The organism is Paraburkholderia sp. RL17-337-BIB-A, from assembly GCF_046025895.1.
Classification (GTDB): domain Bacteria; phylum Pseudomonadota; class Gammaproteobacteria; order Burkholderiales; family Burkholderiaceae; genus Paraburkholderia; species Paraburkholderia fungorum_C.
The window spans coordinates 4,487,334-4,511,311 of sequence record NZ_JARESY010000001.1 but is presented as its reverse complement, the minus strand read 5'-3'; the positions used below and the strand labels follow the sequence as shown (position 1 = coordinate 4,511,311).

The following is a 23,978-nucleotide window of genomic DNA, read 5'->3' as shown; positions in this document are numbered from 1 at the left end:
CCGGCCCACTTCACGCGACGGTCAGCGCGGGGCGCAATTTGGGCGCGCCGCTGACGCCGGGCACCGCCGTCAGGTCGGACAACATCCGCTCCACAATCGCCGCCTGCGGCAAAACCGTGCCGAAAAAACGTGTTGTTACCGAGTCTTCGATCAGGATAGTCGGGAAATTCTCGACATCCAGATCGTCGAAGCGGTCCGCATGGGTTTCGATGTCGATCCATGCGAAACACATATCCGGATGCTTATCCGCTAGCCGGTCGAACGCTTCCCGATATTCACGGCAGGTCCCGCACCACTCCGCGCACAGGCAGGCAATGAACAGCGTGTCGGGTTCGTTGACGCGCTCGGCGATCCGGTCCTGGTCGGTGTCGAGATTCAGCGCGGGCATGATGGTTCCTTGCGTACTTTTGTCAGGTGCTTTGGCGCGAATGTAGCATGGCCGATCGCGAATCGTGGTCAACCCTGGTCAACGCGGGGTCAGCTGTGGGTCGCTCGCGTGAAGCGGCCGCCGGGCAGCGCCGTTACTTGGCCGGCGAGTTCGAGTTGCAGCAGTGTGTTTTGTAATGCCGCGTCCCCCATCTCGGTGCGGGTGGCAAGAATTTCAAGCGTGGCGGGGGCGTGGCCGAGGGCGTCGAGGAGTTGCAGCGCTTCGGCGTTCAGGGGCGGTGGCGCTGGGGATGCTGGCGCCGCAGCCAATTCGGCCTGAACCGATGCCGACTTATGCGACGCAGCGAAATCTGGCCGAACCGTTGTTGCTTCACACGCCGCAGCGAAGTCTGCCTGAACTGTCGCCACAGCATGCGCCTCCGCCGAACCCAACTGAATTCCTGTTTCAGCCGACGCAGGCGCCCTTTGCGAATCCCGCACCCTCGCGCCCTCCCAAAGCACCGCGTGCTTGCTGGCGGCCTTCGCTGTCACGAGCTTGGCAAAGCCCAGCTCCTCCAGCACCTCGTCGGGCGTTTCCACCAACTTGGCGCCCTGCTTGATGATCCGATGACAACCGCGCGACAACGGCGCGTGGATCGAGCCGGGCAATGCGAATATATCGCGCCCCATTTCATTGGCGAGCCGAGCCGTGATCAGCGAGCCCGAACGCATCGCGGCCTCGACGATCACCACCCCGCTGACAAGGCCCGCGATCAAGCGGTTACGCTGCGGAAAATTGGCGGCGCGCGCCGGCGTGCCGAGCGGCCATTCCGACAGAATCGCGCCTTGCGCCGCAATCTGCCGCGCCAGGGCGTGATGCGCGGCCGGATACACGAGGTCCGCGCCAGTGCCGATCACGGCCACCGTGCCGCCGATGCCTTCCAGTCCGCCCCGATGCGCGGCGCCGTCGATCCCCAGCGCCAGCCCCGACACGATAGTCACGCCCGCTTGCGAAAGCTCGCGCGAAAAGCGCTCGGCGTCTTCAACGCCTTGTGGTGTCGCGCTGCGACTGCCCACCAGCGCGACCGCCCGCGTGTGCAACAGATCCAGCCGACCCTTTATATATAGTAGGGGCGGCGGATCGGGCATTGTCAGTAGCGCGGGCGGGTAGGCGGGGTCGTCGAGCGTCACCACGTGGTTGCCAGGCAGCGCGCCCCATGCAATCACCGCGTCGAGCTGCGCATCGAAGCCTGGGCCGGCAGGTGCCAGCACGGCGCGCGCTGCAGCCTCGCCGGCGATCTCGGCAAGTGCTTCGATTGACTGATCGAAAATCGCTTCCGGCAATCCAAAAGCGCTCAGCAATAAACGCAGGGCGGCGGGTTTCAGCCCCGGCGCGAGCGAAAGCCGCAGCCAGGCAGCGAGTTCAATATCGGTTGCGGGCAAGGTGTGCATTGACAGTGGATCCTCCTACAGGGCCAGCGGGCAGGCAGGCGCCATGCTAAAATTTTCATCATCCGAAATAACTGCAGCGCCGCGCCCACCCGCGCGGGCTCGTCGTTAGCGCACGTGGCGCGTTGAATCGAACCGGTTCGACACCATCTATCCTCTGCGTAACGCGATGCGCCCACAACCTGGCCAAACGGCCAACGCTAGCCTTCCACCGGTCAGCGGCGCCTATAAAACACACTCAAGATCATGGCTTTACTGAACATCCTCAATTACCCGGACAAGCGGCTGCACAAGATTGCGAAGCCGGTCGAAGTGGTCAACGACCGCATTCGCCGCCTTGTCGCCGACATGGCCGAAACAATGTACGCCGCGCCCGGCGTCGGCCTCGCGGCGACCCAGGTGGACGTGCATGAACGCGTGATCGTGATCGACGTGTCGGAAACGCACGACGAACTACTCGCCTTCATCAACCCGGAAATCATCTGGTCGAGCGACGAGCGAAAGCTGTCGGAAGAGGGCTGCCTCTCGGTGCCGGGAATCTACGACAACGTCGAGCGCGCGGAAAAAGTGCGCGTGCGGGCACTGAACCAGAAGGGCGAAACCTTCGAGCTGGATTGCGAAGGGTTGCTCGCGGTTTGCATCCAGCACGAAATGGATCACCTGATGGGCCGCGTGTTCGTCGAGTACCTGTCGTCGCTGAAGCAGACGCGCATCAAGAGCAAGATGAAGAAGCTCGCCCACGCGATGTAATGCGCGTCCACCTCGCCTACTGTCCCTGTTCATGAGTCATTCGTTGCGCGTTATCTTTGCCGGTACGCCGGAGTTCGCCGCGGCCGCGCTGGCCGCGATTCATCGCGCCGGTTTTCCGGTGCCGCTCGTGCTGACCCGGCAAGATCAACCTGCTGGGCGCGGGATGAAATTGCAGGCGAGTCCCGTCAAGCGTTACGCGCAGGAACATGGAATTGGTGTGGCGCAGCCGCCTTCGTTGCGCCGCACCGGCAAATATCCGGTGGAAGCCGCAGCCGCTATCGACCAGTTGCGCGCTACACCGCACGACGTCATGGTGGTGGCCGCCTACGGTTTGATCCTGCCGCAGGAAGTGCTCGATATTCCGCCGCTGGGCTGCATCAACATTCACGCGTCGTTGTTGCCGCGCTGGCGCGGCGCCGCGCCGATCCACCGCGCGATCGAGGCGGGCGATGCTGAAACCGGCATCACGCTGATGCAGATGGACGCCGGCCTCGACACCGGCGCGATGATTTCCGAAGCGCGTACACCAATTTCTGACAATGACACTACGGCCAGTTTGCACGATCGCCTGGCACAAGACGGCGCGAACCTGATCGTCGAAGCGCTGATCGAACTCGAGCGCAGCGGCAAGCTGGCGACAACGCCGCAACCCGCGGACGGCGTGACCTATGCGGAAAAGATCGGCAAGCACGAGGCCGCGCTCGACTGGCGTAAGCCGGCCGCGGTCCTCGCGCGTCAGGTGCGTGCGTTCGACCCATTCCCCGGCGGCCTGGGCACGCTGGAAGACGGCACGTCGATCAAGATCTGGGCAGCGGTCCCGGTCGAGGCGCACGGCAACAACGCGCCTTGCACGATCGTCGACGTCTCTGCCGAAGGCGTGGTGGTTGCCTGCGGCGAAGGTGCGTTGCGTCTCACGCAATTGCAAAAACCCGGCGGCAAGCGCTTGCCGGTGCGCGAGTTCCTGGCCGGCGCAACGCTAGCCGCGGGTCAGCGGTTCCAGCTTCCCGAAGCAAAATAACAGTCTTGCCCATATCTTGAACATCGACCGTTCGGCCGATGTTCAAGGCCCCGCCTGCAAGCTCGCGGCGCGTTAGAATCCTCTAAGCAACGACCCGCGTTTCGAGGATTTCCATGTTTGGCATTACCCATTTCGAGTTTTTCGTCGCCGCAGTCTTTCTGCTGAATGTGACGCCCGGTCCCGATACGGCTTACATCGTCGGGCGCAGCGTCGCTCAGGGCCGTGGCGCGGGTCTGATGTCAGCGCTCGGCATCTCCGCCGGTTGCTGCGTTCATTCGCTTGCCTGCGCGTTCGGCTTGACGGCATTGCTGGCCGCTTCAGCCACCGCGTTCACTATCATCAAGTTTGTCGGCGCTATTTATCTGATCTATCTCGGCGTGCGCCTCGTTTTCGCCAAGCCGGCGGCAGACCAGGCGGCCGGCGAAGCGCGTGGCGCCGGCGCGCCGAAATCGCTGCGTCAGCTTTTCCTGCAAGGCTTCTGGACCAATGTGCTGAACCCCAAGGTGGTGCTGTTCTTCGTCTCGTTCTTTCCGCAATTCGTCACGGCGGGCAGCGATCACAAGGCGCTGGCGTTCCTCACGCTCGGCGGGGTGTTCGTCGTGATGAGCATGATCTGGAACAGTTTCGTCGCGTGGATTGCGGGCAGTGTCACCCGGCGCTTCTCCGGCAAGCCGTCGGTGAAGAAGTGGCTGGATCGCGGCGTCGGCAGCGCATTCGTCGGCTTGGGCATCAAGCTCGCCACTGCATCAAGATGATTGAATTTTCCTCACGCGCCCATATCTAACATTTCGCTTACAATCAGTCGCCGCGATCATGCGGCGCGGATATGAACCCCGCGTTAGGGCAAGGAGTTGCAGACATGTTCAATTGGGTCAAAACCGCGATGTTGATGGCCGCGATCACGGCCCTTTTCATCGTGATCGGCGGGATGATTGGCGGGTCGCGCGGCATGATGATCGCGCTCGTGATCGCCCTTGGGATGAATTTCTTTTCGTACTGGTTCTCGGACAAGATGGTCCTGCGCATGTACAACGCGCAGGAAGTCGACGAAAACAGTGCGCCGCAGTTCTATCGGATGGTGCGCGAACTCTCCACACGCGCGGGCTTGCCCATGCCGCGTGTCTACCTGATCAACGAAGACGCGCCGAATGCGTTTGCCACCGGCCGTAATCCGGAGCATGCGGCCGTCGCCGCGACCACCGGCATCTTGCGCGTGCTGTCCGAGCGCGAAATGCGCGGCGTGATGGCGCACGAACTTGCGCACGTGAAGCACCGTGACATTCTGATCTCAACCGTCTCGGCCACCATGGCGGGCGCCATTTCCGCACTGGCGAACTTCGCGATGTTCTTCGGTGGCCGCGATGAAAACGGCCGTCCGTCGAATCCGATCGCAAGTATTGCCGTAGCGTTGCTCGCGCCGATCGCCGGTGCGCTGATCCAGATGGCAATTTCGCGTGCGCGTGAATTCGAAGCGGACCGTGGCGGCGCGCAGATTTCCGGCGACCCGCAGGCGCTCGCCTCGGCGCTCGACAAGATCCATCGTTATGCGAGCGGTATTCCGTTCCCTACGGCCGAGCAGCATCCGGCCACCGCGCAGATGATGATCATGAATCCGCTTGCGGGCGGCGGCATTGCGAATCTCTTCTCAACGCACCCGGCCACCGAGGAACGCATCGCGCGTTTGATGGAAATGGCACGTACGGGGCGCTTCGAGTAACGGTGCTCTGATTGGCGTGACGAGAGAGGCGAGCCCGCGTGGCTCGCCTTTTTTGTTCGCGTGCAGACAAAGCCCAGTCCGATGCAGCTTGGCTTATGCCCCGCTTCGGGTGTTTGCCCAACTGCTCGCGCTCCGCTTGCCGTCGCTACGGTAGTCGGCTGTCGCCGCCCTCAGCGGCCCTCGCGCCGCGCCACGCTACAATGTGTGCTGTTTGCGCCGCGCGCACCGCGCGGCCTGCCTTTGCCTCTTTCATGACTCCAAAGCCTTCTTCGCGTTCTGCTTCCCCATCGGCACGTCCGCGCGAATCCCGTCTGTCGATGCTGCATCTCGCGCCCGAATCGCTCGGTTTCGTGCTCGACTGCGCGGGCCAGGCCGTCGGCGCCGTGCGCCTCGGCGCGGCTTTGCCGGCCGCGCTGCAATCCGTGTTCGTTTCCGCGCCTGAAGGCAGCGTCGCCGCTGCACGCGGCGCAGTGCAGGACATCGCGTACCGCACCATGCGGCGTCTGGCGACGGCCGAATGGTTGATCGCGAAACTGGTGAAGAAGGCGCCCCCGCCGCACGTCGGCCATGTGCTCGCTTGCGCACTGGCTTTGCTCATCGACGATGAAGCGAACGCCGCCTACGCACCGTTCACGGTGGTCGATCAGGCAGTGAGCGCAATCGCCGCGCGTCGTGAATTCTCGTTCGCAAAGGGCCTCGTCAACGCCGTGCTGCGCAATTTCCTGCGCGAGCGCGAGGCGCTGCTGAACGCGGCGCAAGCCGATGAAGTTGCGCGCTGGAACTATCCGGCGTGGTGGATCGAGGCGGTGCAGCGGGCGTGGCCCGACGCATGGCAAGCGGTGCTCGCTTCCGGTAACACGCAAGGTCCGTTGACGCTGCGGGTCAACGCGCGCCGCTCGACCGTCGACGCCTATCTGCAAGTACTGCAAGACCATCACATCCCCGCAAGCAGAGCCGGCGAATACGCCGTCAAGCTCGCCACGCCGATGCCGGTGGACCGCATTCCCGGCTTCAACGACGGCGTCGTCTCCGTGCAGGACGCCGGCGCGCAACTCGCCGCGCAACTGCTCGGCGTGCGCGACGGCATGCGCGTGCTCGACGCGTGCGCGGCGCCTGGCGGGAAGACCGGCCATCTGCTCGAACTCGCCAATCTGCAACTTGTGGCGCTCGAAAGCGATGCGTTGCGCGCGCGCCGCATCGGTGAAAACTTGCAGCGGCTCAAGCTCGAAGCGGAAGTGCGCATTGGCGACGCAGGCCAGCCGTCAAAATGGCACGACGACATCGACCAGCCGTTCGACCGCATTCTGGCCGACGTGCCGTGTTCGGCCTCGGGCATCGTGCGGCGTCATCCGGATATTCGCTGGCTGCGTCGTGCGTCGGATATCCCCGCGCTGGTTGCCGAGCAGCGCCGCATTCTCGACGCGTTATGGCCGCTCGTGAAGCCAGGCGGCGAATTGCTCTACGTTACGTGTTCAATCTTTCCCGAAGAAGGCGAGTTGCAGGCGCAGTGGTTTGGAAACAAGTATCAGGATGCGGTACGATTGGACGCGCCGGGGCAACTGTTACCCTCAGTTGCCCGCGCGCCCGCCGACACATCGGCCGGTTCCCATGCCGGACACGTCGCTGAACACAGCGCCGACTCGAACTCAGACCACGACGGATTTTTCTACGCGCGCTTCCAGAAACGGTGACCATCAAACGCTTCTTTCCGCTTCGGCTCGCTGCCGTGCTCTGGTTCGTGCTGGTCGTATGGCTCGCCGCACCGGGAGCGGCGCACGCCGATTCGATCGCGGTGCAGCGCGCCTCGCTGCAATCGGACAACACCGGCTGGAACCTCGACGCGCGTTTCGACTTCGATCTGAACAGCAATCTCGAAGACGCCGTCAACAAAGGCATTCCGCTGTACTTCACGACCGACTTCGAACTGAGCCGGCCGCGCTGGTACTGGTTCGACGAACAGCCGGTGAGCGTGTCGCAGAGCATCCGCCTGTCGTTCCAGCCGCTCACGCGTGAGTACCGCGTGTCGAGCGTGTCGTCGGGCGGATTGCAGCTTGGCTTCACGACACTGAAGGATGCGCTCGCCGTGATCAAGCACATTACCTCGTGGCATGTAATCGACCGCACTCAGGTGAATGTCGGGGAGACGTACAACGCGTCGGTGCGCATGCAGCTCGACATCGCGCTGATGCCCAAGCCGTTCCAGATCGACGCGGTGAACAACCGCGACTGGAGCCTATCGTCGGATTGGAAGCGCTTTACCTTCACGGTGACCGAACGTGCTAAATAGAGTGCGCCGCGCCACCAGTGTCAGCAGCATCGTCGTGCGCGTGCTGGTGACCACGGTCGCCGTGACGGCCGTGCTGCTGCTCGTGCTGCTTGCAGCGGCGAGCGCGAATACCGAATTCTTCGACCGCTATTACCAGTGGCTGTATGCGGCCAACCTCGTGGTCGCGATGATCTTTTTGCTGGTGGTGACGACGCTCGTCATCATCATCGCTGTGCGGCTTCGAAAAGGTAAGTTCGGCACACGGCTGTTAGCGAAACTCGCGTTCTTCATGGCGCTGGTTGGCGTGGTGCCGGGCGGCATCATCTACGTCGTCTCGTATCAGTTCGTGTCGCGCAGTATTGAGTCGTGGTTCGACGTGAACGTCGAAACCGCATTGACTTCAGGACTGAATCTCGGCCGTGGCATGCTCGACGCGTCGCTGTCCGATCTGCAGACCAAGGGCCGCCTGATGTCCGAGCAGCTGGCGAGCGCGGATGCCGCTGGCACGACGCTAACGCTTTTGCGGCTGCGCGATCAGTTCGGCGTGCAGGACGCGACGATCGTCGAACCCACGCGCAGCATGTCGGGCGCGACGCCGGATATGCACGTGGTCGCCCAGGCGTCCGGCAATTACGCGACGCTCGTGCCGAACGACCTGCCCACGCCGATGATGATCGACCAGGCGCGTGGCCGCGGCTACGCGGCGATCGAGGGCGAAGTCGACGGCGATCCTGCCGCGCATGGCAGCAAGGGCGCGCTGCGACTGCGCATCGTGCAGCGCATTCCGGATTCGAACGCGTCGCTGCTGCAGCCCACCGAGCGCTTCCTGCAACTCACGCAGCCGGTCTCGCCTTCGCTCGCACGCAATGCCGACGCGGTGCAGCGGGCCTATCGCGAGTATCAGGAGAAGGCGCTGGGCCGCACCGGCCTGCGCAAGATGTACATCGGCACGCTCACGCTGGCGCTGTTCCTCGCCACCTTCATCGCAATGATGCTGGCGCTCGCGCTCGGCAATCAGCTGGCGCGGCCGTTGTTCCTGCTCGCGCAGGGCACGAAGGAAATTACCGAGGGCGATTACACGCCGAAGCGCGAAATCAAATCGCGCGACGAACTGGGCTTCCTCACGCAGTCGTTCAACGCGATGACGCGGCAGTTATCCGAAGCGCGCGCGGCGGTCGAGAACAACCGCGTGGCGCTCGAACACTCGAAGGCTTATCTGGAAAGCATTCTCGCGAACCTGACTGCGGGTGTGTTCGTATTCGACCGGCAGTTCCGTCTCACCACGGCGAACCGCGGCGCGGAACGCATCTTCCGTCAGCCGTTCCAGGAGGTGCTGGGTTCGTCGCTCGATCAGATCAGCGTGTTGAGCGAATTCGGCGGGATGGTGCGCAAGGCGTTTGCCGATCGCGAAGCCGCGAGCGGCGACGGTCACGACGATCGCGGCCACTGGCAGCAGCAGTTCTCGGTGCAGGTGCCGGGCGAAACCGAGCCGCTCACCTTGCTCGTGCGCGGCGCGCGCCTTGTGTCCGCCACTGACCGCGACGCGGAAGACATGCAGACTTCCGGCTACGTCGTCGTGTTCGACGATATTTCGGATGTGATCTCCGCGCAGCGTTCGATCGCCTGGGGCGAAGTGGCGCGACGTCTCGCGCATGAGATCAAGAATCCGCTCACGCCGATTCAGCTTTCCGCCGAGCGTTTGCAGATGAAGCTGGCCGACAAGCTGTCGCCATCGGATGCCGATGTGTTGAAGCGTGGCGCGACCACCATCGTCAATCAGGTCGCTGCGATGAAGCAGATGGTCGACAATTTCCGCGACTATGCGCGCACGCCGCCGGCGGTGCTTGCGCATCTGCAACTGAATGAACTGGTCAGCGAAGTGCTCACGCTGTACGGTATCGAGGAAGGCAAGGGCGCGATTCAGGTGGAACTCGCGGATTTACCGGCGATTCGCGGCGATGCGACGCAATTGCGTCAGGTGATTCACAACCTGCTGCAAAATGCGCAGGACGCCGTGGCCGATGTCCAGCATCCGCGTGTGTTGCTCGAGACGAGGACAGTAGAATACGGAGACCCCGACGCGGAAGGCAAAGTACACGTCGCGGTGCGTCTGACAGTGTCGGATAACGGACCGGGCTTCCCCGCGCGTATCCTCACACGTGCATTCGAACCTTACGTGACGACCAAGGCCAAAGGAACGGGCCTCGGTCTTGCGATGGTCAAGAAGATCGTCGACGAACACGGCGCGCGCATCGACGTTCGCAACCGCATGAAAGCGGGCGATGTGATCGAAGGCGCGCAGATTTCGATCCTTTTCCTTCAACTGGCAGACGATGCCGCGACACCCGGAGCAGGGCCGCGGCCGGCGCATGGCAACGCGTCGCAGGGAACGACAAAAGCAACAGTGCAGACAAGGGCAGCGTAAATGGCAACCATCCTGGTGGTAGATGATGAAATGGGCATCCGGGAATTGCTCTCGGAGATCCTGAGCGACGAAGGGCATGTCGTGGAGGCCGCGGAAAACGCGCAGGAAGCGCGCGAGTTCCGCTTGCGTCAGGCGCCGGATCTGGTGCTGCTCGACATCTGGATGCCCGATACGGACGGCGTGACCTTGCTCAAGGAATGGGCCGCGCAAGGGCAACTGACCATGCCGGTGATCATGATGTCCGGTCACGCCACCATCGATACGGCGGTCGAAGCGACCAAGATCGGCGCGCTCAATTTCCTCGAGAAGCCGATTGCATTGCAGAAGCTGCTGAAGGCAGTTGAGCAAGGCCTCGCCCGCGGCACTGCGGCGGCGGGTGCGCCGGGCGGCGCGGCGGCGAAGCCGGCGTTGCCGGTTAGCACTTCGGCGGTGGCATCGGCGGCTGCGTTGCCGATGCTGTCATCGGACGGCATGGGCAGCGGCGCGTTGGCCGCGCAAACGGCGTCGATTTCGTTCGACATTCCGTTGCGCGATGCGCGCGATGCGTTCGAGCGTGCGTACTTTGAATATCACCTCGCGCGTGAGAATGGCAGCATGACGCGCGTCGCGGAGAAGACGGGTCTGGAGCGCACGCACTTGTATCGCAAGCTCAAGCAACTTGGCGTGGATCTCGGCAAGAACAAAGGGGAGTGAACGCCGCGCAAGGCCCGCAGGTTCGGGCGCGGCAGATTTTTTCGAGAGGGGGCTTGTCGTACTGCTGACCCTTTGATATGATTTCGTTCTTCGTTGGCCCGGTAGCTCAGTTGGTAGAGCAGCGGATTGAAAATCCGCGTGTCGATGGTTCGATTCCGTCCCAGGCCACCAGGATTCAGCCCCAGGAAATCGCAAGATTCCTGGGGCTTTTCCTTTTCAGGCGGGCATTCGTGGCGACATGGCTTGCTTGCCGCTGTAATGGAGCATGCTCGGCGGCATTAGGCATCGCGTGATAAAATCGCGCCAGTTCAAGGACTTGCATGCGAGTGCGTGGCCGACGTCCGGCTGGCGCGTCACCGCACCGAACACGTCTTTTCGTATCCTGAAGCTGGGCCTTTTGCGCACTCTGCCGCAACGCGGCAAGGCCGCAACAGGTGCCGAACCCTTCGCCCGACGATTAACGGTATAAGCGCCCAGCGACTCTGCGTGCAGAAGGCGCGGCCTATACTGCATTGGGCCGGCAGCAGTGCCGGCACGCGTCGCGCCGCGTTGCTTGCATGGCGCACCTCGCGCAGCGCGACGTGGCACTCATCATTCACGGAGTTTCACGGTGATCCGCAAAGACGCTAAACGTAGCGCTCTGGTGCTGTTTTCCGGCGGCCAGGATTCCGCCACGTGCCTCGCCTGGGCGCTCGAACGTTATGAAACGGTCGAGACGCTGGGCTTCGATTACGGTCAGCGGCACCGCGTCGAACTCGAATGCCGCGAAGGGTTTCGTAACGCTGTTGTGCACGCTTTTCCGGCGTGGGCCGATCGCCTCGGCGAAGATCACATGATCGACCTCTCGGTGCTGGGTTCGATCAGCGATACGGCAATGACGCGCGAGATCGAGATCCAGGCCACCGCGAACGGCTTGCCGAATACGTTCGTGCCCGGCCGCAATCTGATGTTCATGACAATTGCCGCCGCCATCGCATATCGGCGTGGTTTGCAGGTGCTGGTGGGCGGCATGTGCGAGACGGATTTCTCGGGCTACCCCGATTGCCGCGACGACACCATGAAGGCATTGCAGGTCGCGCTGAACCTCGGCATGGACACGCGTTCCCTGCTCGAAACACCGCTGATGTGGCTCGACAAGGCCGACACGTGGCGTCTCGCGCACGAGCTGGGCGGCGACGAACTGGTCGAACTGGTGCGCGTCGAAACGCACACCTGCTATGTTGGTGAGCGCGCCGAATTGCATGCATGGGGCTTCGGCTGCGGCGAATGTCCGGCGTGCCGTTTGCGCAAGCGCGGCTATGAAGCGTATCTGGCCGGCGAGAAGGTGACCGAGCCGGTTTGACGGTTTAAGGACCGTCGGGCGGTGGTCTAGCGGAAGTGCAGAGGGTCTGGCGGAAGCACAGACGGCAGACGCATCGTGCGAACGGCGCGCAGCGCAGGCAACTATTTTCAGGAACAAGGCAGAAAGCAGCATGACTTACGCGGTCAAGGAAATCTTCTACACATTGCAGGGCGAGGGCGCGAATGCCGGGCGTCCGGCCGTGTTCTGCCGGTTCGCCGGCTGCAATCTGTGGTCGGGCCGCGAAGAAGATCGTGCGGAGGCTGTGTGCCGTTTCTGCGATACGGACTTCGTCGGCACTGACGGCGAGAACGGCGGCAAGTACCGCACGGCTGAAGAGCTGGTGCGGATGATCGCGTCGCAATGGCCGGAAGGCGAGGGCGAGCGCTTCGTGGTGTGCACGGGCGGTGAACCGATGCTGCAGATCGATCAACCCTTGGTCGACGCACTGCATGCCGCCGGCTTTGAAATCGCCATCGAGACCAACGGCTCGCTGCCGGTGCTCGAAACGATCGACTGGATCTGCGTGAGCCCGAAGGCCGACGCGCCGCTCGTCGTCACCAAGGGCAACGAATTGAAGGTCGTGATTCCGCAGGACAACCAGCGCTTGTCCGAGTATGCGAAGCTCGACTTCGAGTATTTCCTCGTCCAGCCGATGGACGGCCCGTCGCGCGATCTCAACACCAAGCTCGCGATCGACTGGTGCAAACGCCATCCGCAATGGCGCCTGTCGATGCAGACCCACAAGTATCTGAACATTCCCTGATTTGCCGTGCTGACGATTACACGAAAACTCGAATTCGACGCGGGCCACCGCATCCCCGATCACCGCAGCCAGTGCCGTAATCTGCACGGCCATCGCTATGTGCTCGAAATCACGCTGCAAGGCGACCTGGTCGACACCGAAGGTGCGCCCGATCGTGGCATGGTGATGGACTTCGCCGACGTGAAGTCGCTCGCGGTCGAGCATCTGGTCGACAAGTGGGACCATGCGTTTCTCGTCTATGAAGGCGACACGCAGGTGCGCGGCTTTCTCGAAACGATGGCGGGCCACAAGACGGTCGTGCTCGATCGCATTCCGACCGTTGAAAATCTCGCCGCCGTCGCGTTCGACATCCTCGCGAACGTCTATGACGCGCATTACGGCGTGAATCTGCGGTTGCATAAAGTGCGTCTGTTCGAGACGCCGAACTGCTGGGCCGACGTCGTTCGCGATTAGCAGCCGCCAATTGCGCAGACGGCGCGGCGCGTCCTAAGTGGCTTAGCTGCGGCACCGTTTGCGCGACGTCCTCCGCGGCTTAGCTGCTGCACCATCCACGCGATGTCCTACGCGGTTTAACTGCTGCATCATCCACGCGACGTCCTTGCACGGCCCAACCCCCGCGTTATTGTCACGGTATGATCGCTCCGATAACCACACGGAGCGAGACATGCCGGTCACCGCAGTGCGTCGCAGCAGGCAAGCAGGCCGTCACCGTTATGGCCTTGGCGTCGGCCTGTTCAGCCACGCCAGCATCCTCAACCTCAAGCGTATTTCAGGCGATGTATCCCATCGCCAGGGAGCGCGGCCATGAGCACCTTCACGAATCCCCTCAAGCAACGTCTGAAAGAAGCCGATCCGCTGTTCGGTCTGTGGCTTTCGCTCGGCAGCGATTCTGCTGCCGAGGCGCTCGCGCACGCCGGATTCGACTGGCTGCTGATCGACATGGAGCACGCGCCGAACGATAGCGGCGACGTTACCGGACAATTGCGCGCGATCGCCGCCGCGCATCTGCCGAGCGAGCCGGTCGTGCGCGTGCCCGCCAGCGAGGCGTGGCTCGTCAAGCGCGTGCTGGACGCCGGCGCCCGCACACTGATGTTCCCGAACATCGAAACCGCGGAAGAGACAGCACACGCCGTGCGTCTGACCCAATACCCGACTGCCGAGGCGCTCGACGGTCAGCGCGGCGTCGCCGGCGCGGTGCGGGCGGCTGCGTACGGCATGCGGCGCGACTACGTGCAGACGGCCAACGCACAGATTTCGACCATCGTGCAGATCGAGTCGGCGCGCGGCTTGCAGGAAGTCGAGAAGATCGCGGCGACGCCGGGTGTCGATTGCCTGTTCGTCGGACCGGCCGATCTCGCCGCGAGCCTCGGTCATCTCGGCGATTCGAAGCACGCCGACGTGCAGGCCGCGATGGCACGTATAGTCAGCGCCGCCGACAAGGCCGGTATCGCCGCAGGAATTTTTGCCATGGACGTCGCGAGCGCAAAGCAGCATCGCGATGCCGGTTTTCGTTTTATCGCCCTGGCCGCCGACGTCATGTGGATGTTGCGCGCGACCCGCCAGGCGTTGCAGGAGGTGAGGACATGAAGGGGATGGTGCAGTGCGTCGTGATGCGTCTGGCGGTCACAGCGGCGTTGATGGCAACCTTGACGGCATACGCGCAGGACAACCGCGTCGCGAAGTCGGACGATCCGGAGACGCAAACCGCGGTCGCCGATTACAACGCTGGCAATCTGGGCGCGGCGCTGGCCGAATTCCGTAAAGCGGCCGAGCACGGCAGCCGGCTTGCCGAGTTCAACTACGCGATGATGCTGCTCAACGGCGAAGGCACCCCAGCCAATGTCGACGAAGGCAAGAAGTGGCTGCGCAAAGCCGCCGACGCCAACATGTCACACGCGCAGTATGTCTACGGCAAGATGTACGACGACGGTGAGTTCGTTGGGCGCGATCCGGTGGAGGCACATCGGTGGTTCCTGAAGGCCGCGCAACAGGGGCACGTACAGGCGGAGCTCGCACTTGCCAACCAGTTCCTCGATGGCCGTGGCACGGCGCGTGATAACAGGCAGGCGTTCGTCTGGTACAAGAAGGCCGCGCAAGGTGGCGACATGACCGCGCAGTACGTGACCGGCTCGTTCTACGAGCGCGGTGGCGACGGTGTCGACAAGAACCTGAACGTGGCGCGCGCGTATTACGCGGCGGCGGCGGTGCAGGGCGATCCGGCGGCGAAACTCAAGTATCAGCAACTGAGCGCGCAATTGCGGGATCAGAAGGAAGTGAAACCGCAGTAAATGGCGCAGTAAATGAACAAGGGGCGCTCCCGGCGGTGCGCCCCTTTTTGCATGTCCGGCCTACTGTCTGCGCCTGCTTTCGCGGGTCGAGTACGGCAGTGTCGAAGAAGTCGGCGCGTCGTTTCCGTTGCGGATGACCGAGGGACTTTCTCCTGCCGAAGGGTTTTGTGCTGCGTTTAGCACCGCAGCCTGAGCCCGGTGCCCCGCTAACTCTGCATCAACCGCTTCTGACGCGCGACGTTCATGATGAGACCGATGGCGACCCCCAGCGTAGTCAGCGCGGTGCCGCCGTAACTCATGAATGGCAACGGCACGCCCACCACCGGCAAGATCCCGCTCACCATGCCGATGTTGACGAACGCATAGGTGAAGAACGCCATCGTCAGCGATCCGGCCAGTAGCCGCCCAAACAGCGTCGCCCCATTGGCCGCGATATACAAACCGCGCGCAATCAGCAGCATATAAAGCGTGAGCAGCACGATCCCGCCAGCCAGCCCGAACTCCTCGGAAAACACCGCGAAAATGAAGTCGGTGTGCTTCTCGGGGATGAACTCCAGATGCGCCTGAGTACCCTTGAGCCAGCCCTTGCCGAGCGGGCCGCCCGAGCCGATCGCAATCACGGCCTGAATGGTGTGGAAGCCCTTGCCGAGCGGGTCTGACGTCGGATCGAGCAGCGTACAGATACGATGCTTCTGATAGTCGTGCATCAGCGGCCACTGCACTTGCGGCTGACAGATCTTGTCCTGGAATGCCGCGATCGAGCCGACCGCGATCACGCCGGCAATCAGCACCGGCACGATCAGCTTGAAACTCAGCCCCGCGAAGTAGATCACGAAGAAGCCGGCCGCGAACACCAGCACGGCAGTGCCAAGGTCAGGCTGCTTGGCGATCAAACCGACCGGCACAATCAGGATCAGAAAGCCGACCAGAAAGTCGTACCAGCGCATCACGCCTTCGCGGCGCTGGTAGTACCAGGCGAGCATCAGCGGTGTGGCGATCTTCAGAATTTCCGACGGCTGGATCACCACGCCGACGTTGATCCAGCGCTTCGCGCCCTTGCGCGTGAGGCCGAACACAGCCACCGCAATCAGTAACGCGATCCCGAACGTATAGAGCGGGACCGCGAAGCGCATTAGCGTGGTGGGCGGCACGTTGGCCAGCGCCCACATCAGGACGAACGTCAGCATGATGTTGCGCAATTGGTCTTCCACCCGGCCGGGCATGTCCAGCGTCGCGCTGTATAGCGTGACGATGCCGACGCACAGCAGCAGAAATACGATCAGGGCGAGGGGACGATCGAAGCCCAGGAACATCCGCTTGATGCGGTCGAGCCAGGCGCGCTTGTCGAATTGCATGCCTTTCTCCTTACTCGTCGATGCCGCCGGAAACCGGCTGGCGTGGCGACGTAGGCTGAATGCTGTCATCCCGCGACGGGGCGGCGGCGGCGGTCGGTGCCGGTTCGCTGCTCGGGCGGGGTTTGTGCGGGACGCCGGATTTACGCGGCGTCAGATTCTTTGCCGCGGCGGACGCGGATGCGGATGCGGAGACGGCCGCCGACGCGCCGGAGGCGGGCGCAGCAGTAGCCGGCGCACGGGTCGATGGAGCGGCCGGCGGCGTCGATGCAGCGGCCGGCGCCGACGCAGCCGCAGCAGCGGACGCTGCCGCTGCGGCTGAGGCGGCGCCCGGTATCGGCAGTGCCGTGAAGCCCGCCGCGATCTTGACCGGCTGAGCCGCGTCTTGCGGCGCCGGTGCGCTGCCTACTACGGGCGCGGATGCGTCCTGCGTCGCCGAGGCGGCCGCCGCGACCGCTGCCGCTTCAGCGCCCGGCTTGTTCTTGCCGACCAGGTAGTAATCGAGCACGCGACGCGCGATCGGGCCCGCCGCTTCAGCACCCCAGCCGCCGTTTTCGACGATCAGTGCAATCGCGATCTTTGGCTGTTCGGCAGGCGCAAACGCGATGAACAGCGCATGGTCGCGCAGATGTTCGGCGATCGCGTGGCCTTTGTAGTTTGCGCCTTGCAACGAATACACCTGTGCCGTACCGGTCTTGGCGGCCGCCTGATACGGCGCCCCGATGAACACCTTCGCCGCCGTGCCGTTGGTCACGACGCCTTCCATCGCGCGCTTGATGATGTCGATGTCCGATTGCTTCACGGCGATCTTGTCGCTCGGATCGCGCACGACCGGGCGCGTCTCCTTCGTGATCGGATTTTCGATGTCGCGCACGAGGTGCGGCTTCATCACGACGCCGTTGTTCGCGAGCGTGGCCGTGGCGTGGGCGAGTTGCAGAATGGTGTATGAGTTATAGCCCTGGCCGATACCCAGACTGATCGTTTCGCCTTCATACCAGCGCTGCTGCTCGGGCTTGCGGTACGCCTTGCGCTTCCATTCCGTCGACGGCAGGATGCCGCGCGCCTCACCCGAGATGTCGATGCCGGTGATCTGGCCGAAGCCCCACGGCTTCATGAAGTTGGCGATCGCGTTGACGCCGAGATCGTGCGCGAGCATGTAGAAATACGTGTCGTTTGAGACAACGATCGCGCGGTTCATGTCGACCCAGCCCTGGCCCGAGCGCACGTCGTTGCGGAACGTATGGCCGCCGAATGTGTACGAGCCCGGATCCTGGAAGCCCCAGCCCGGCGTGCGCTTATGCAGCGTCAGCGCGGCGAGCGCCATGAACGGCTTGTAGGTCGAACCTGGCGGATAGGTGCCGTGCAGCGGGCGGTTCAGGAGCGGATGGTCGGGCGAGTTGTTGAGATCGTCCCAGGTCTGCTGATCGATGCCGTCGACAAACGAATTCGGATCGAAGCTCGGTGCCGACACGAACGCGAGCACGTCGCCGGTTGCCGGTTCGATTGCGACCAGCGCCCCGCGGCGGCCGGCAAAGGCCTGCTCGGCGACCTGCTGCAGGCCGATGTCGATCGACAGTTCGAGGTTATTGCCCGGCGTTGCCTGGGTGCGCGACAGCGTGCGCACCGGCCGGCCACCGGCGGTTACTTCGACCTCCTCAAAACCGGTCTGGCCGTGCAGTTCCGTCTCGTAGCTCTGCTCGACGCCGATCTTGCCGATGTAGTCGGTGCCTTTGTAGTTGTTCGCGTCGAGGCGCGGATCGTAGTGATCCGGATCGCTGTCGTTCTGATCGCTGGCGTCGTCGATACGGTCCTGATCGCGCTGCGAAATCCGGCCGATGTAGCCGATCACGTGCGCCGCGGTCGGTCCGAGCGGATATTGGCGGAACAGGCGCGCGCGCACTTCCACGCCCGGAAAGCGGAAGCGTTGCGCGGTGAAGCGTGCGACCTCGTCGTCGGTGAGGCGGGTGCGGATCGGCAGGCTCTCAAAGTTCTTTGAGTCTTCCTGCAGCTTCTTGAAGCGGCGGCGGTCGCGGGCGTCGATCGAGACGACGGTGGCCAGATTGTCGATCACGTTTTCGAGCGTGTCGTTCAGCTTCGACGGCGTGATTTCGAGCGTGTACGCCGAGTAGTTCTTGGCCAGCACCACACCGTTGCGGTCGGTGATGATGCCGCGGTTCGGCACGATCGGCGCAACGGAAATGCGGTTTTCGTCCGCTTGCAGCGAGTACTTGCTGTAGTGCCAGACCTGCAGGACCAGGAAACGGAAGCCGATCAGCCCGAAGCAGACGAACACGAACAGGCCCGCCGCCGCGACGCGCAGGCGGAACTTCGAGAGCTGTTGCTGAGTGTCCTTGAATTCGGTCATGCGATTCTGCAAAAGGCCGCGTGACGGCCATCATGAGTGTGCGCCCAAACCGGCCGGAACCGGGAGGCATGAGCAGCGATGCGCGTCGAGCGGGCCGGGCGCCTCAGTTCCAACGGAACGGCCGGCGGGCTCGAATGCGTGTCTAAATCGGCCGCGTATCGTCCGGATCGGCCGGGCGGCGCTGCGGCATCAACAGCAGCAGGCTGGCGACCGGCCACAGCGCGGCTTCGACGAAGCCGTCAATCAGATAACCCCAGCCTGGAAACGCCGCGCCCGTCAGCAGACGGATCACGAACGGCACCAGTTGCGCGACGACCAGCAGTGGCATCACCGCGAAAGTCTGCACGCCGAGCGACATCCACAGCACCCGGCGATGGATCGTAATCGCGCCGTACGACAACAACGTATACGCCAGCGCATGCTCGCCGAGCAGACTGGCGTTGTGCACATCCATCAGCAAGCCGAGAAAGAAGGCGATGCCCATGCCGACTTTGCGCGGCTGGTGCACGTTCCAGAACAGCAGCACGAGCGCCACGAAGTCCGGCACGCCGGCGAGGCGCCCCCACGGCATCAGGTTCAGCAGAAACGCCGCGGCGAGGCTGAACGCGATGAAGTACGGATTGACCGGCTGCAGGATGTATTGCGGACGGTTCATGGCTGGGCCCCCGGCGTGGCTTGTGGCTTCGCGGTCTTGTCAGCGGCCGGTTTCTTTTCGGCGGCGGCTTTCTTCTCAGTGGTGGCTTTCTTTTCCGTGGCAGGGGCTTTGGCTGACGGCTTTTCAGCGGGCTTGGCGGCGGGCTGATCAGCCGGCTTTGCACCAGCGGCGGGTTTTTCAGCGGCTCTGGCGGGGGACTTATCCGCCGCGGCCTTGCTGTCGGCGGGCTTGCCGCCCTTCTTCGTTTTCGCGTCCTTGGCGGTCGTGGCCGCATCGGGCTCTTCCGCTGGACGCGGCGGCACGTTGTTCAGATAGTGCAGCACCAGCAACTGACGCGCGCCGCGCACGGGAGCAACCGGCAGGCAGATCACGCGTGCGAATGCCGTATCGGCCTGTTTGTCGACCCGCACGACCTTGGCGACCGGCAGCCCCGGCGGATAAACGCCGTCGAGTCCGCTGGTGACCAGTTCGTCGCCGGTTTGCACGTCGGCGCTGATCGGCACGAAGCGCAGATCGAGCGTATCGCCCTTCGGCGTGCCGTAAATCACGCTGCGCAAGCCGGTGCGCACGATTTGCACCGGCACGGCCTGGTCCTTGTCGGTGAGCAGCGTCACTTCGGATTGCAGCGGGAACACGCGCGTGACCTGGCCGATCACGCCGTCTTCATTGACCACCGGCGAACCGTTCTGCACGCCTTGCTGGGCGCCGCGGCCGATCACGACCTTCTGTGTGAACGGATCGCGCGTGTCGTACTGGATTTCAGCCGGCAGCGATTGCGTGGTCGAGCGCTGCGAGAGTTGCAGCAGCGCGCGCAAATGGGTGTTTTCGGCAGCCAGTTCGGCGGCCGTATTGGCTTGCTGCGAGAGCTGGAGATCTTTGGTGCGCAGCTTGTCGTTCTCGCTACGCAGCGTGGCGCTGGTCACGGCCAGGTCAGCGGCGCCCATGAAGATGTCGCGCGGCACGAGGGCTGCGCGTTGCAACGGATAAAGACCCGCGCCGAGCACGCCGCGAACGATTTCGAGCGTATTGAAGCGTGCATCGGAGATCAGCAGGGCGAGCGCCAGCACGACGAAAAACACCAGTCGTGCGAGGGCGGACGGGCCTTGCTTGAACAGGGGCGGCGGACTGTATTCCATGGTCGGCGCCGGGGGCGTGAGCGGTTGGGTGAGACGGCGGCGCGAAGGACGCGCGTTCAGCGCGCGGAGGCTGGCAGGCCCAGCCAACGGCAAACCGGCCCGCTAGGGGCCGTTTGCCTGATCCGCGCTACTGACATGGAGACGGGCTCGCTTACTCGTACGAGAAGATGCTGCCCAGCTTGTCCATGCGTTCGAGCGCCATGCCCGAGCCGCGCACAACGCAGGTCAGCGGGTCTTCGGCGACGAGCACCGGCAGGCCGGTTTCTTCGGCGAGCAGGCGGTCCAGGTCGCGCAGCAGTGCGCCACCGCCCGTGAGCATCATGCCGCGCTCGGCGATGTCGGCGCCCAGTTCCGGCGGCGTTTGTTCGAGCGCGATCTTTACCGACGACACGATCTGGTTCAGCGGATCGGTGAGGGCTTCGAGAATTTCGTTGCTGGAGATCGTGAAGCTGCGCGGAATGCCTTCCGACAGATTGCGGCCCTTCACTTCCATTTCCTTGACCTCGGAACCCGGGAAGGCGGAACCGATTTCCTTCTTGATGGCTTCGGCGGTTTGCTCGCCGATCAGCATGCCGTAGTTGCGGCGGATGTAGTTGACGATAGCTTCGTCGAACTTGTCGCCGCCTACGCGCACCGAACCCTTGTACACGATGCCGCCCAGCGAGATCACGCCGACTTCGGTCGTGCCGCCGCCGATGTCGACGACCATCGAGCCGGTTGCTTCCGACACCGGCAGGCCTGCGCCGATTGCCGCTGCCATGGGTTCTTCGATGAGATAAACCTGCGACGCACCCGCGCCGTGAGCCGCTTCCTTGATCGCACGACGCTCGACCTGGGTCGAACCGCACGGCACGCAGATGATGATGCGCGGCGACGGCGAGAACATACGCGATTCGTGAGCCGTTTTGATGAACTGCTTGATCATCTGTTCGGTGACGGTGAAGTCGGCGATCACGCCGTCTTTCATCGGGCGGATCGCCTCGATGTTGCCCGGCACCTTGCCAAGCATCTGCTTGGCTTCCTTGCCGACTGCCTGAATGGTTTTCTTACCGTTGGGACCGCCTTCCTGGCGGATCGAGACCACCGACGGTTCGTCAAGAACAATACCTTTGCCACGCATATAGATGAGCGTGTTCGCGGTGCCGAGGTCAATCGCCAGATCGTTGGAGAAGTAGCTGCGCAGAAAACCGAACATTCAAAATCCTGTCTCGCTTGGGGCCGGCCCTCGCAACGTTTGCGCAGAGCGGCAGCGGAAAAAATAACAGCTTCAACCGGGCGGAAGCGGCGCCACAGGAACTTGAAGCTGCGAGGGAGTCTACCGGAGGCCGGTGCAAGGCCAGGTCAGAAAAATCCGAACGATCTTTAGGAATAGTTCAGAAAGGCCTTGGTAAGTCGGTCCGGGTTTGGGTCGAACGCGTAATGATACCTTATAATTTTGGTTGTTTTGAAGGAAACGGACGGCACTTTTTGCCACCGCTGGCCCTTTTTCGAGGCATTCCTCCAGTGTCGTAACCCGCTGTCGCAGCATCGTTTTTCTCGCGCTGCGGCGGTCCACCACATTTTCCGGTGACTGCATGGCTCTGACCCTGACCGATGTTAAACGCATCGCGCATCTCGCGCGGCTCGAACTGGCTGATGCCGAGGCTGAACACACGCTTGTCCAGCTCAATGATTTCTTCGGCCTCGTCGAGCAGATGCAGGCGGTCGATACCACCGGCATCGCCCCGCTTGCCCATCCGATCGAGCAGATCGAAGACGTCGCGCTGCGTCTGCGCGACGACGCGGTGACCGAAACGGTCGAACGCGAAGCCTTCCAGCGCCCGGCGCCGGCCGTGCAAGACGGCCTGTACCTCGTGCCGAAGGTGATCGAGTAAGAACCGCGAATAAAGCCCAGGATAAAACGCAATGCATGAAAAAAGCTTGACCGAACTGCGTGCCGCACTGGCGGCCAAGGAATGCTCCGCAGTCGAACTGGCGCAGCTGTATCTGAAGCGGATCGACGCGGCCAACAGCCTGAACGCCTTCATTCAGGTCGACGCCGACCTGACGCTCGCGCAGGCCAAAGCTGCCGACGCGCTGCTTCACACCGGCCACGCCGGCCCGCTGGTCGGCCTGCCGATCGCGCACAAGGACGTATTCGTCACCAAGGGGTGGCGCTCCACGGCCGGTTCGAAGATGCTGTCGAACTACGAAAGTCCGTTCGATGCGACGGTGGTCGCGCGTCTGCAGAACGCCGGCATGGTGTGCGTGGGCAAGACCAACATGGACGAGTTCGCAATGGGCTCGTCCAACGAGAATTCGTACTTTGGTCCCGTGCAGAATCCGTGGGATCGTCAGGCTGTGCCGGGCGGTTCGTCGGGTGGCTCGGCGGCGGCCGTGGCCGCTCGTCTTGCGCCCGCTGCAACCGGCACGGATACCGGTGGCTCGATCCGTCAGCCGGCATCGTTCTCCGGCATCACCGGCATCAAGCCGACGTATGGCCGTGTCTCGCGTTACGGGATGATCGCGTTTGCTTCGTCGCTGGATCAGGGCGGCCCGATGGCGCAAAGCGCCGCGGATTGCGCAACGCTGCTCAACGCCATGGCCGGTTTCGACGTGCGCGATTCGACCAGTCTCACGCGCGACGACGAAGACTTCACGCGCTACATCGGCAAGACGTGGAAAGAAGATGGCGCGGATAAACCGCTCGCGGGCTTGCGCATCGGCCTGCCGAAGGAATACTTCGGCGCGGGCCTTGCCGACGACGTGCGGGCCTCGATCGACGCCGCCTTGAAGCAATACGAGGCACTCGGCGCGACGCTGGTCGAAGTGTCGTTGCCGAAAACCGAACTGTCGATCCCGGTGTACTACGTGATCGCGCCGGCGGAAGCTTCGTCGAACCTGTCGCGTTTCGACGGTGTGCGCTTCGGCCATCGCGCCGCGGAATACCGCGATCTGCTCGACATGTACAAGAAGTCGCGGGCGGAAGGCTTCGGTCCGGAAGTGAAGCGCCGCATTCTGGTGGGCGCGTACGTGCTGTCGCATGGCTATTACGACGCGTACTACCTGCAGGCGCAGAAGATCCGCCGCATCATCGCGCAGGACTTCCAGGAAGCGTTCAAGCAGTGCGACGTGATCATGGGGCCGGTCGCGCCGTCGGTGGCATGGGACCTCGGCGCGAAGGGCGACGATCCGGTGCAGATGTATCTGGCCGACATCTACACGCTGTCGGTGAGCCTCGCCGGTTTGCCGGGCATGAGCGTGCCGTGCGGCTTCGGCGCGGGCGCGAATGCGCAGCGTCCGGTGGGTCTGCAGATCATCGGCAACTATTTCAATGAAGCCCGGATGCTGCAAGTGGCCGACGCGTTCCAGCGCGCGACCGACTGGCATCGCAAAGCACCGGCAGGAGTGTGA

General features: G+C 63.3%; 22 protein-coding genes and 1 tRNA gene. 16 read left to right on the top strand and 7 right to left on the bottom strand.

Going from position 1 to position 23,978, the window contains the following annotated elements:
- Positions 1 to 10: 10 nt before the first annotated feature.
- Positions 11 to 388, bottom strand: a complete 378-nt coding sequence (locus P0D84_RS20145) for a thioredoxin family protein (protein WP_408339254.1) — start codon at positions 386 to 388, stop codon at positions 11 to 13.
- An 89-nt stretch (positions 389 to 477) separates the two neighbouring features.
- Positions 478 to 1,818 (bottom strand): DNA-processing protein DprA, encoded by a 1,341-nt coding sequence (gene dprA / locus P0D84_RS20140; protein ID WP_408339252.1) that lies wholly within the window; start codon positions 1,816 to 1,818, stop codon positions 478 to 480.
- 243 nt (positions 1,819 to 2,061) lie between these two features.
- Between dprA and def the strand changes: the two genes are divergently transcribed.
- The 14 genes from def to P0D84_RS20070 all read left to right on the top strand — a co-directional run bounded on the left by def (position 2,062) and on the right by P0D84_RS20070 (position 15,077).
- Entirely contained in the window at positions 2,062 to 2,565 is a 504-nt protein-coding gene (gene def, locus P0D84_RS20135) for a peptide deformylase (protein ID WP_408339250.1), read from the top strand.
- Between the two features lie 31 nt (positions 2,566 to 2,596).
- Positions 2,597 to 3,583, top strand: a complete 987-nt coding sequence (gene fmt, locus P0D84_RS20130; RefSeq protein ID WP_408339248.1) for a methionyl-tRNA formyltransferase — start codon at positions 2,597 to 2,599, stop codon at positions 3,581 to 3,583.
- A gap of 113 nt (positions 3,584 to 3,696) precedes the next feature.
- Positions 3,697 to 4,338, top strand: a complete 642-nt coding sequence (locus tag P0D84_RS20125; protein ID WP_408339246.1) for a LysE family translocator — start codon at positions 3,697 to 3,699, stop codon at positions 4,336 to 4,338.
- Positions 4,339 to 4,442: 104 nt separating this feature from the next.
- Complete coding sequence (htpX, locus tag P0D84_RS20120; protein WP_179735444.1) at positions 4,443 to 5,300, top strand: zinc metalloprotease HtpX; 858 nt, start codon at positions 4,443 to 4,445, stop codon at positions 5,298 to 5,300.
- Between the two features lie 251 nt (positions 5,301 to 5,551).
- On the top strand, positions 5,552 to 6,991 hold the full coding sequence (gene rsmB, locus P0D84_RS20115; RefSeq protein WP_408339243.1) for a 16S rRNA (cytosine(967)-C(5))-methyltransferase RsmB: 1,440 nt from the start codon (positions 5,552 to 5,554) through the stop codon (positions 6,989 to 6,991).
- A complete protein-coding gene (locus P0D84_RS20110; RefSeq protein ID WP_408339241.1) occupies positions 6,988 to 7,587 on the top strand; it encodes a DUF4390 domain-containing protein in 600 nt (199 codons plus the stop codon). The genes rsmB and P0D84_RS20110 overlap by 4 nt, the downstream gene beginning before the upstream one ends.
- Positions 7,577 to 9,991 carry a sensor histidine kinase gene (locus P0D84_RS20105; RefSeq protein ID WP_408339239.1) on the top strand — a complete coding sequence of 805 codons (2,415 nt, stop codon included), beginning with the start codon at positions 7,577 to 7,579 and terminating at the stop codon, positions 9,989 to 9,991. Before P0D84_RS20110 ends, P0D84_RS20105 begins: the two co-directional genes overlap by 11 nt.
- Positions 9,992 to 10,684 (top strand): response regulator transcription factor EsaR, encoded by a 693-nt coding sequence (gene esaR / locus P0D84_RS20100; RefSeq protein ID WP_408339237.1) that lies wholly within the window; start codon positions 9,992 to 9,994, stop codon positions 10,682 to 10,684.
- 95 nt (positions 10,685 to 10,779) lie between these two features.
- A tRNA-Phe gene (locus tag P0D84_RS20095) sits at positions 10,780 to 10,855 on the top strand.
- Positions 10,856 to 11,294: 439 nt separating this feature from the next.
- A complete protein-coding gene (queC, locus tag P0D84_RS20090) occupies positions 11,295 to 12,026 on the top strand; it encodes a 7-cyano-7-deazaguanine synthase QueC (RefSeq protein WP_408339235.1) in 732 nt (243 codons plus the stop codon).
- Positions 12,027 to 12,156: 130 nt separating this feature from the next.
- Positions 12,157 to 12,789, top strand: a complete 633-nt coding sequence (gene queE / locus P0D84_RS20085; RefSeq protein WP_408339233.1) for a 7-carboxy-7-deazaguanine synthase — start codon at positions 12,157 to 12,159, stop codon at positions 12,787 to 12,789.
- Between the two features lie 9 nt (positions 12,790 to 12,798).
- Positions 12,799 to 13,242, top strand: coding sequence for a 6-carboxytetrahydropterin synthase QueD (gene queD / locus P0D84_RS20080; RefSeq protein ID WP_093634683.1), 444 nt, complete (start codon positions 12,799 to 12,801; stop codon positions 13,240 to 13,242).
- A gap of 351 nt (positions 13,243 to 13,593) precedes the next feature.
- Positions 13,594 to 14,376, top strand: a complete 783-nt coding sequence (locus tag P0D84_RS20075) for an HpcH/HpaI aldolase family protein (RefSeq protein WP_408339231.1) — start codon at positions 13,594 to 13,596, stop codon at positions 14,374 to 14,376.
- Complete coding sequence (locus P0D84_RS20070; protein WP_408339229.1) at positions 14,373 to 15,077, top strand: tetratricopeptide repeat protein; 705 nt, start codon at positions 14,373 to 14,375, stop codon at positions 15,075 to 15,077. Before P0D84_RS20075 ends, P0D84_RS20070 begins: the two co-directional genes overlap by 4 nt.
- A 206-nt stretch (positions 15,078 to 15,283) precedes the next feature.
- Here P0D84_RS20070 and rodA read toward each other — a convergent pair whose 3' ends face one another.
- The 5 genes from rodA to P0D84_RS20045 form a co-directional block, all read right to left on the bottom strand.
- Entirely contained in the window at positions 15,284 to 16,432 is a 1,149-nt protein-coding gene (rodA, locus tag P0D84_RS20065; protein WP_408339227.1) for a rod shape-determining protein RodA, read from the bottom strand.
- 10 nt (positions 16,433 to 16,442) lie between these two features.
- Positions 16,443 to 18,794, bottom strand: a complete 2,352-nt coding sequence (mrdA, locus tag P0D84_RS20060) for a penicillin-binding protein 2 (protein ID WP_408339225.1) — start codon at positions 18,792 to 18,794, stop codon at positions 16,443 to 16,445.
- Between the two features lie 142 nt (positions 18,795 to 18,936).
- Positions 18,937 to 19,449: a rod shape-determining protein MreD gene (mreD, locus tag P0D84_RS20055; protein ID WP_408339223.1), complete on the bottom strand. Its 513-nt coding sequence runs from the start codon at positions 19,447 to 19,449 to the stop codon at positions 18,937 to 18,939.
- The gene (mreC, locus tag P0D84_RS20050) at positions 19,446 to 20,585 is read right to left on the bottom strand and encodes a rod shape-determining protein MreC (RefSeq protein WP_408339221.1); all 1,140 of its coding nucleotides are present in this window, start codon (positions 20,583 to 20,585) and stop codon (positions 19,446 to 19,448) included. The genes mreD and mreC overlap by 4 nt, the downstream gene beginning before the upstream one ends.
- Positions 20,586 to 20,736: 151 nt before the next feature.
- On the bottom strand, positions 20,737 to 21,780 hold the full coding sequence (locus P0D84_RS20045; RefSeq protein WP_004189550.1) for a rod shape-determining protein: 1,044 nt from the start codon (positions 21,778 to 21,780) through the stop codon (positions 20,737 to 20,739).
- A 379-nt stretch (positions 21,781 to 22,159) separates the two neighbouring features.
- On the opposite strand from P0D84_RS20045, the gene gatC reads away from it, so the two are divergent.
- Both gatC and gatA read left to right on the top strand, forming a co-directional pair.
- On the top strand, positions 22,160 to 22,459 hold the full coding sequence (gatC, locus tag P0D84_RS20040; protein WP_408339219.1) for an Asp-tRNA(Asn)/Glu-tRNA(Gln) amidotransferase subunit GatC: 300 nt from the start codon (positions 22,160 to 22,162) through the stop codon (positions 22,457 to 22,459).
- Positions 22,460 to 22,490: 31 nt separating this feature from the next.
- Positions 22,491 to 23,978: an Asp-tRNA(Asn)/Glu-tRNA(Gln) amidotransferase subunit GatA gene (gene gatA / locus P0D84_RS20035; protein WP_408339217.1), complete on the top strand. Its 1,488-nt coding sequence runs from the start codon at positions 22,491 to 22,493 to the stop codon at positions 23,976 to 23,978.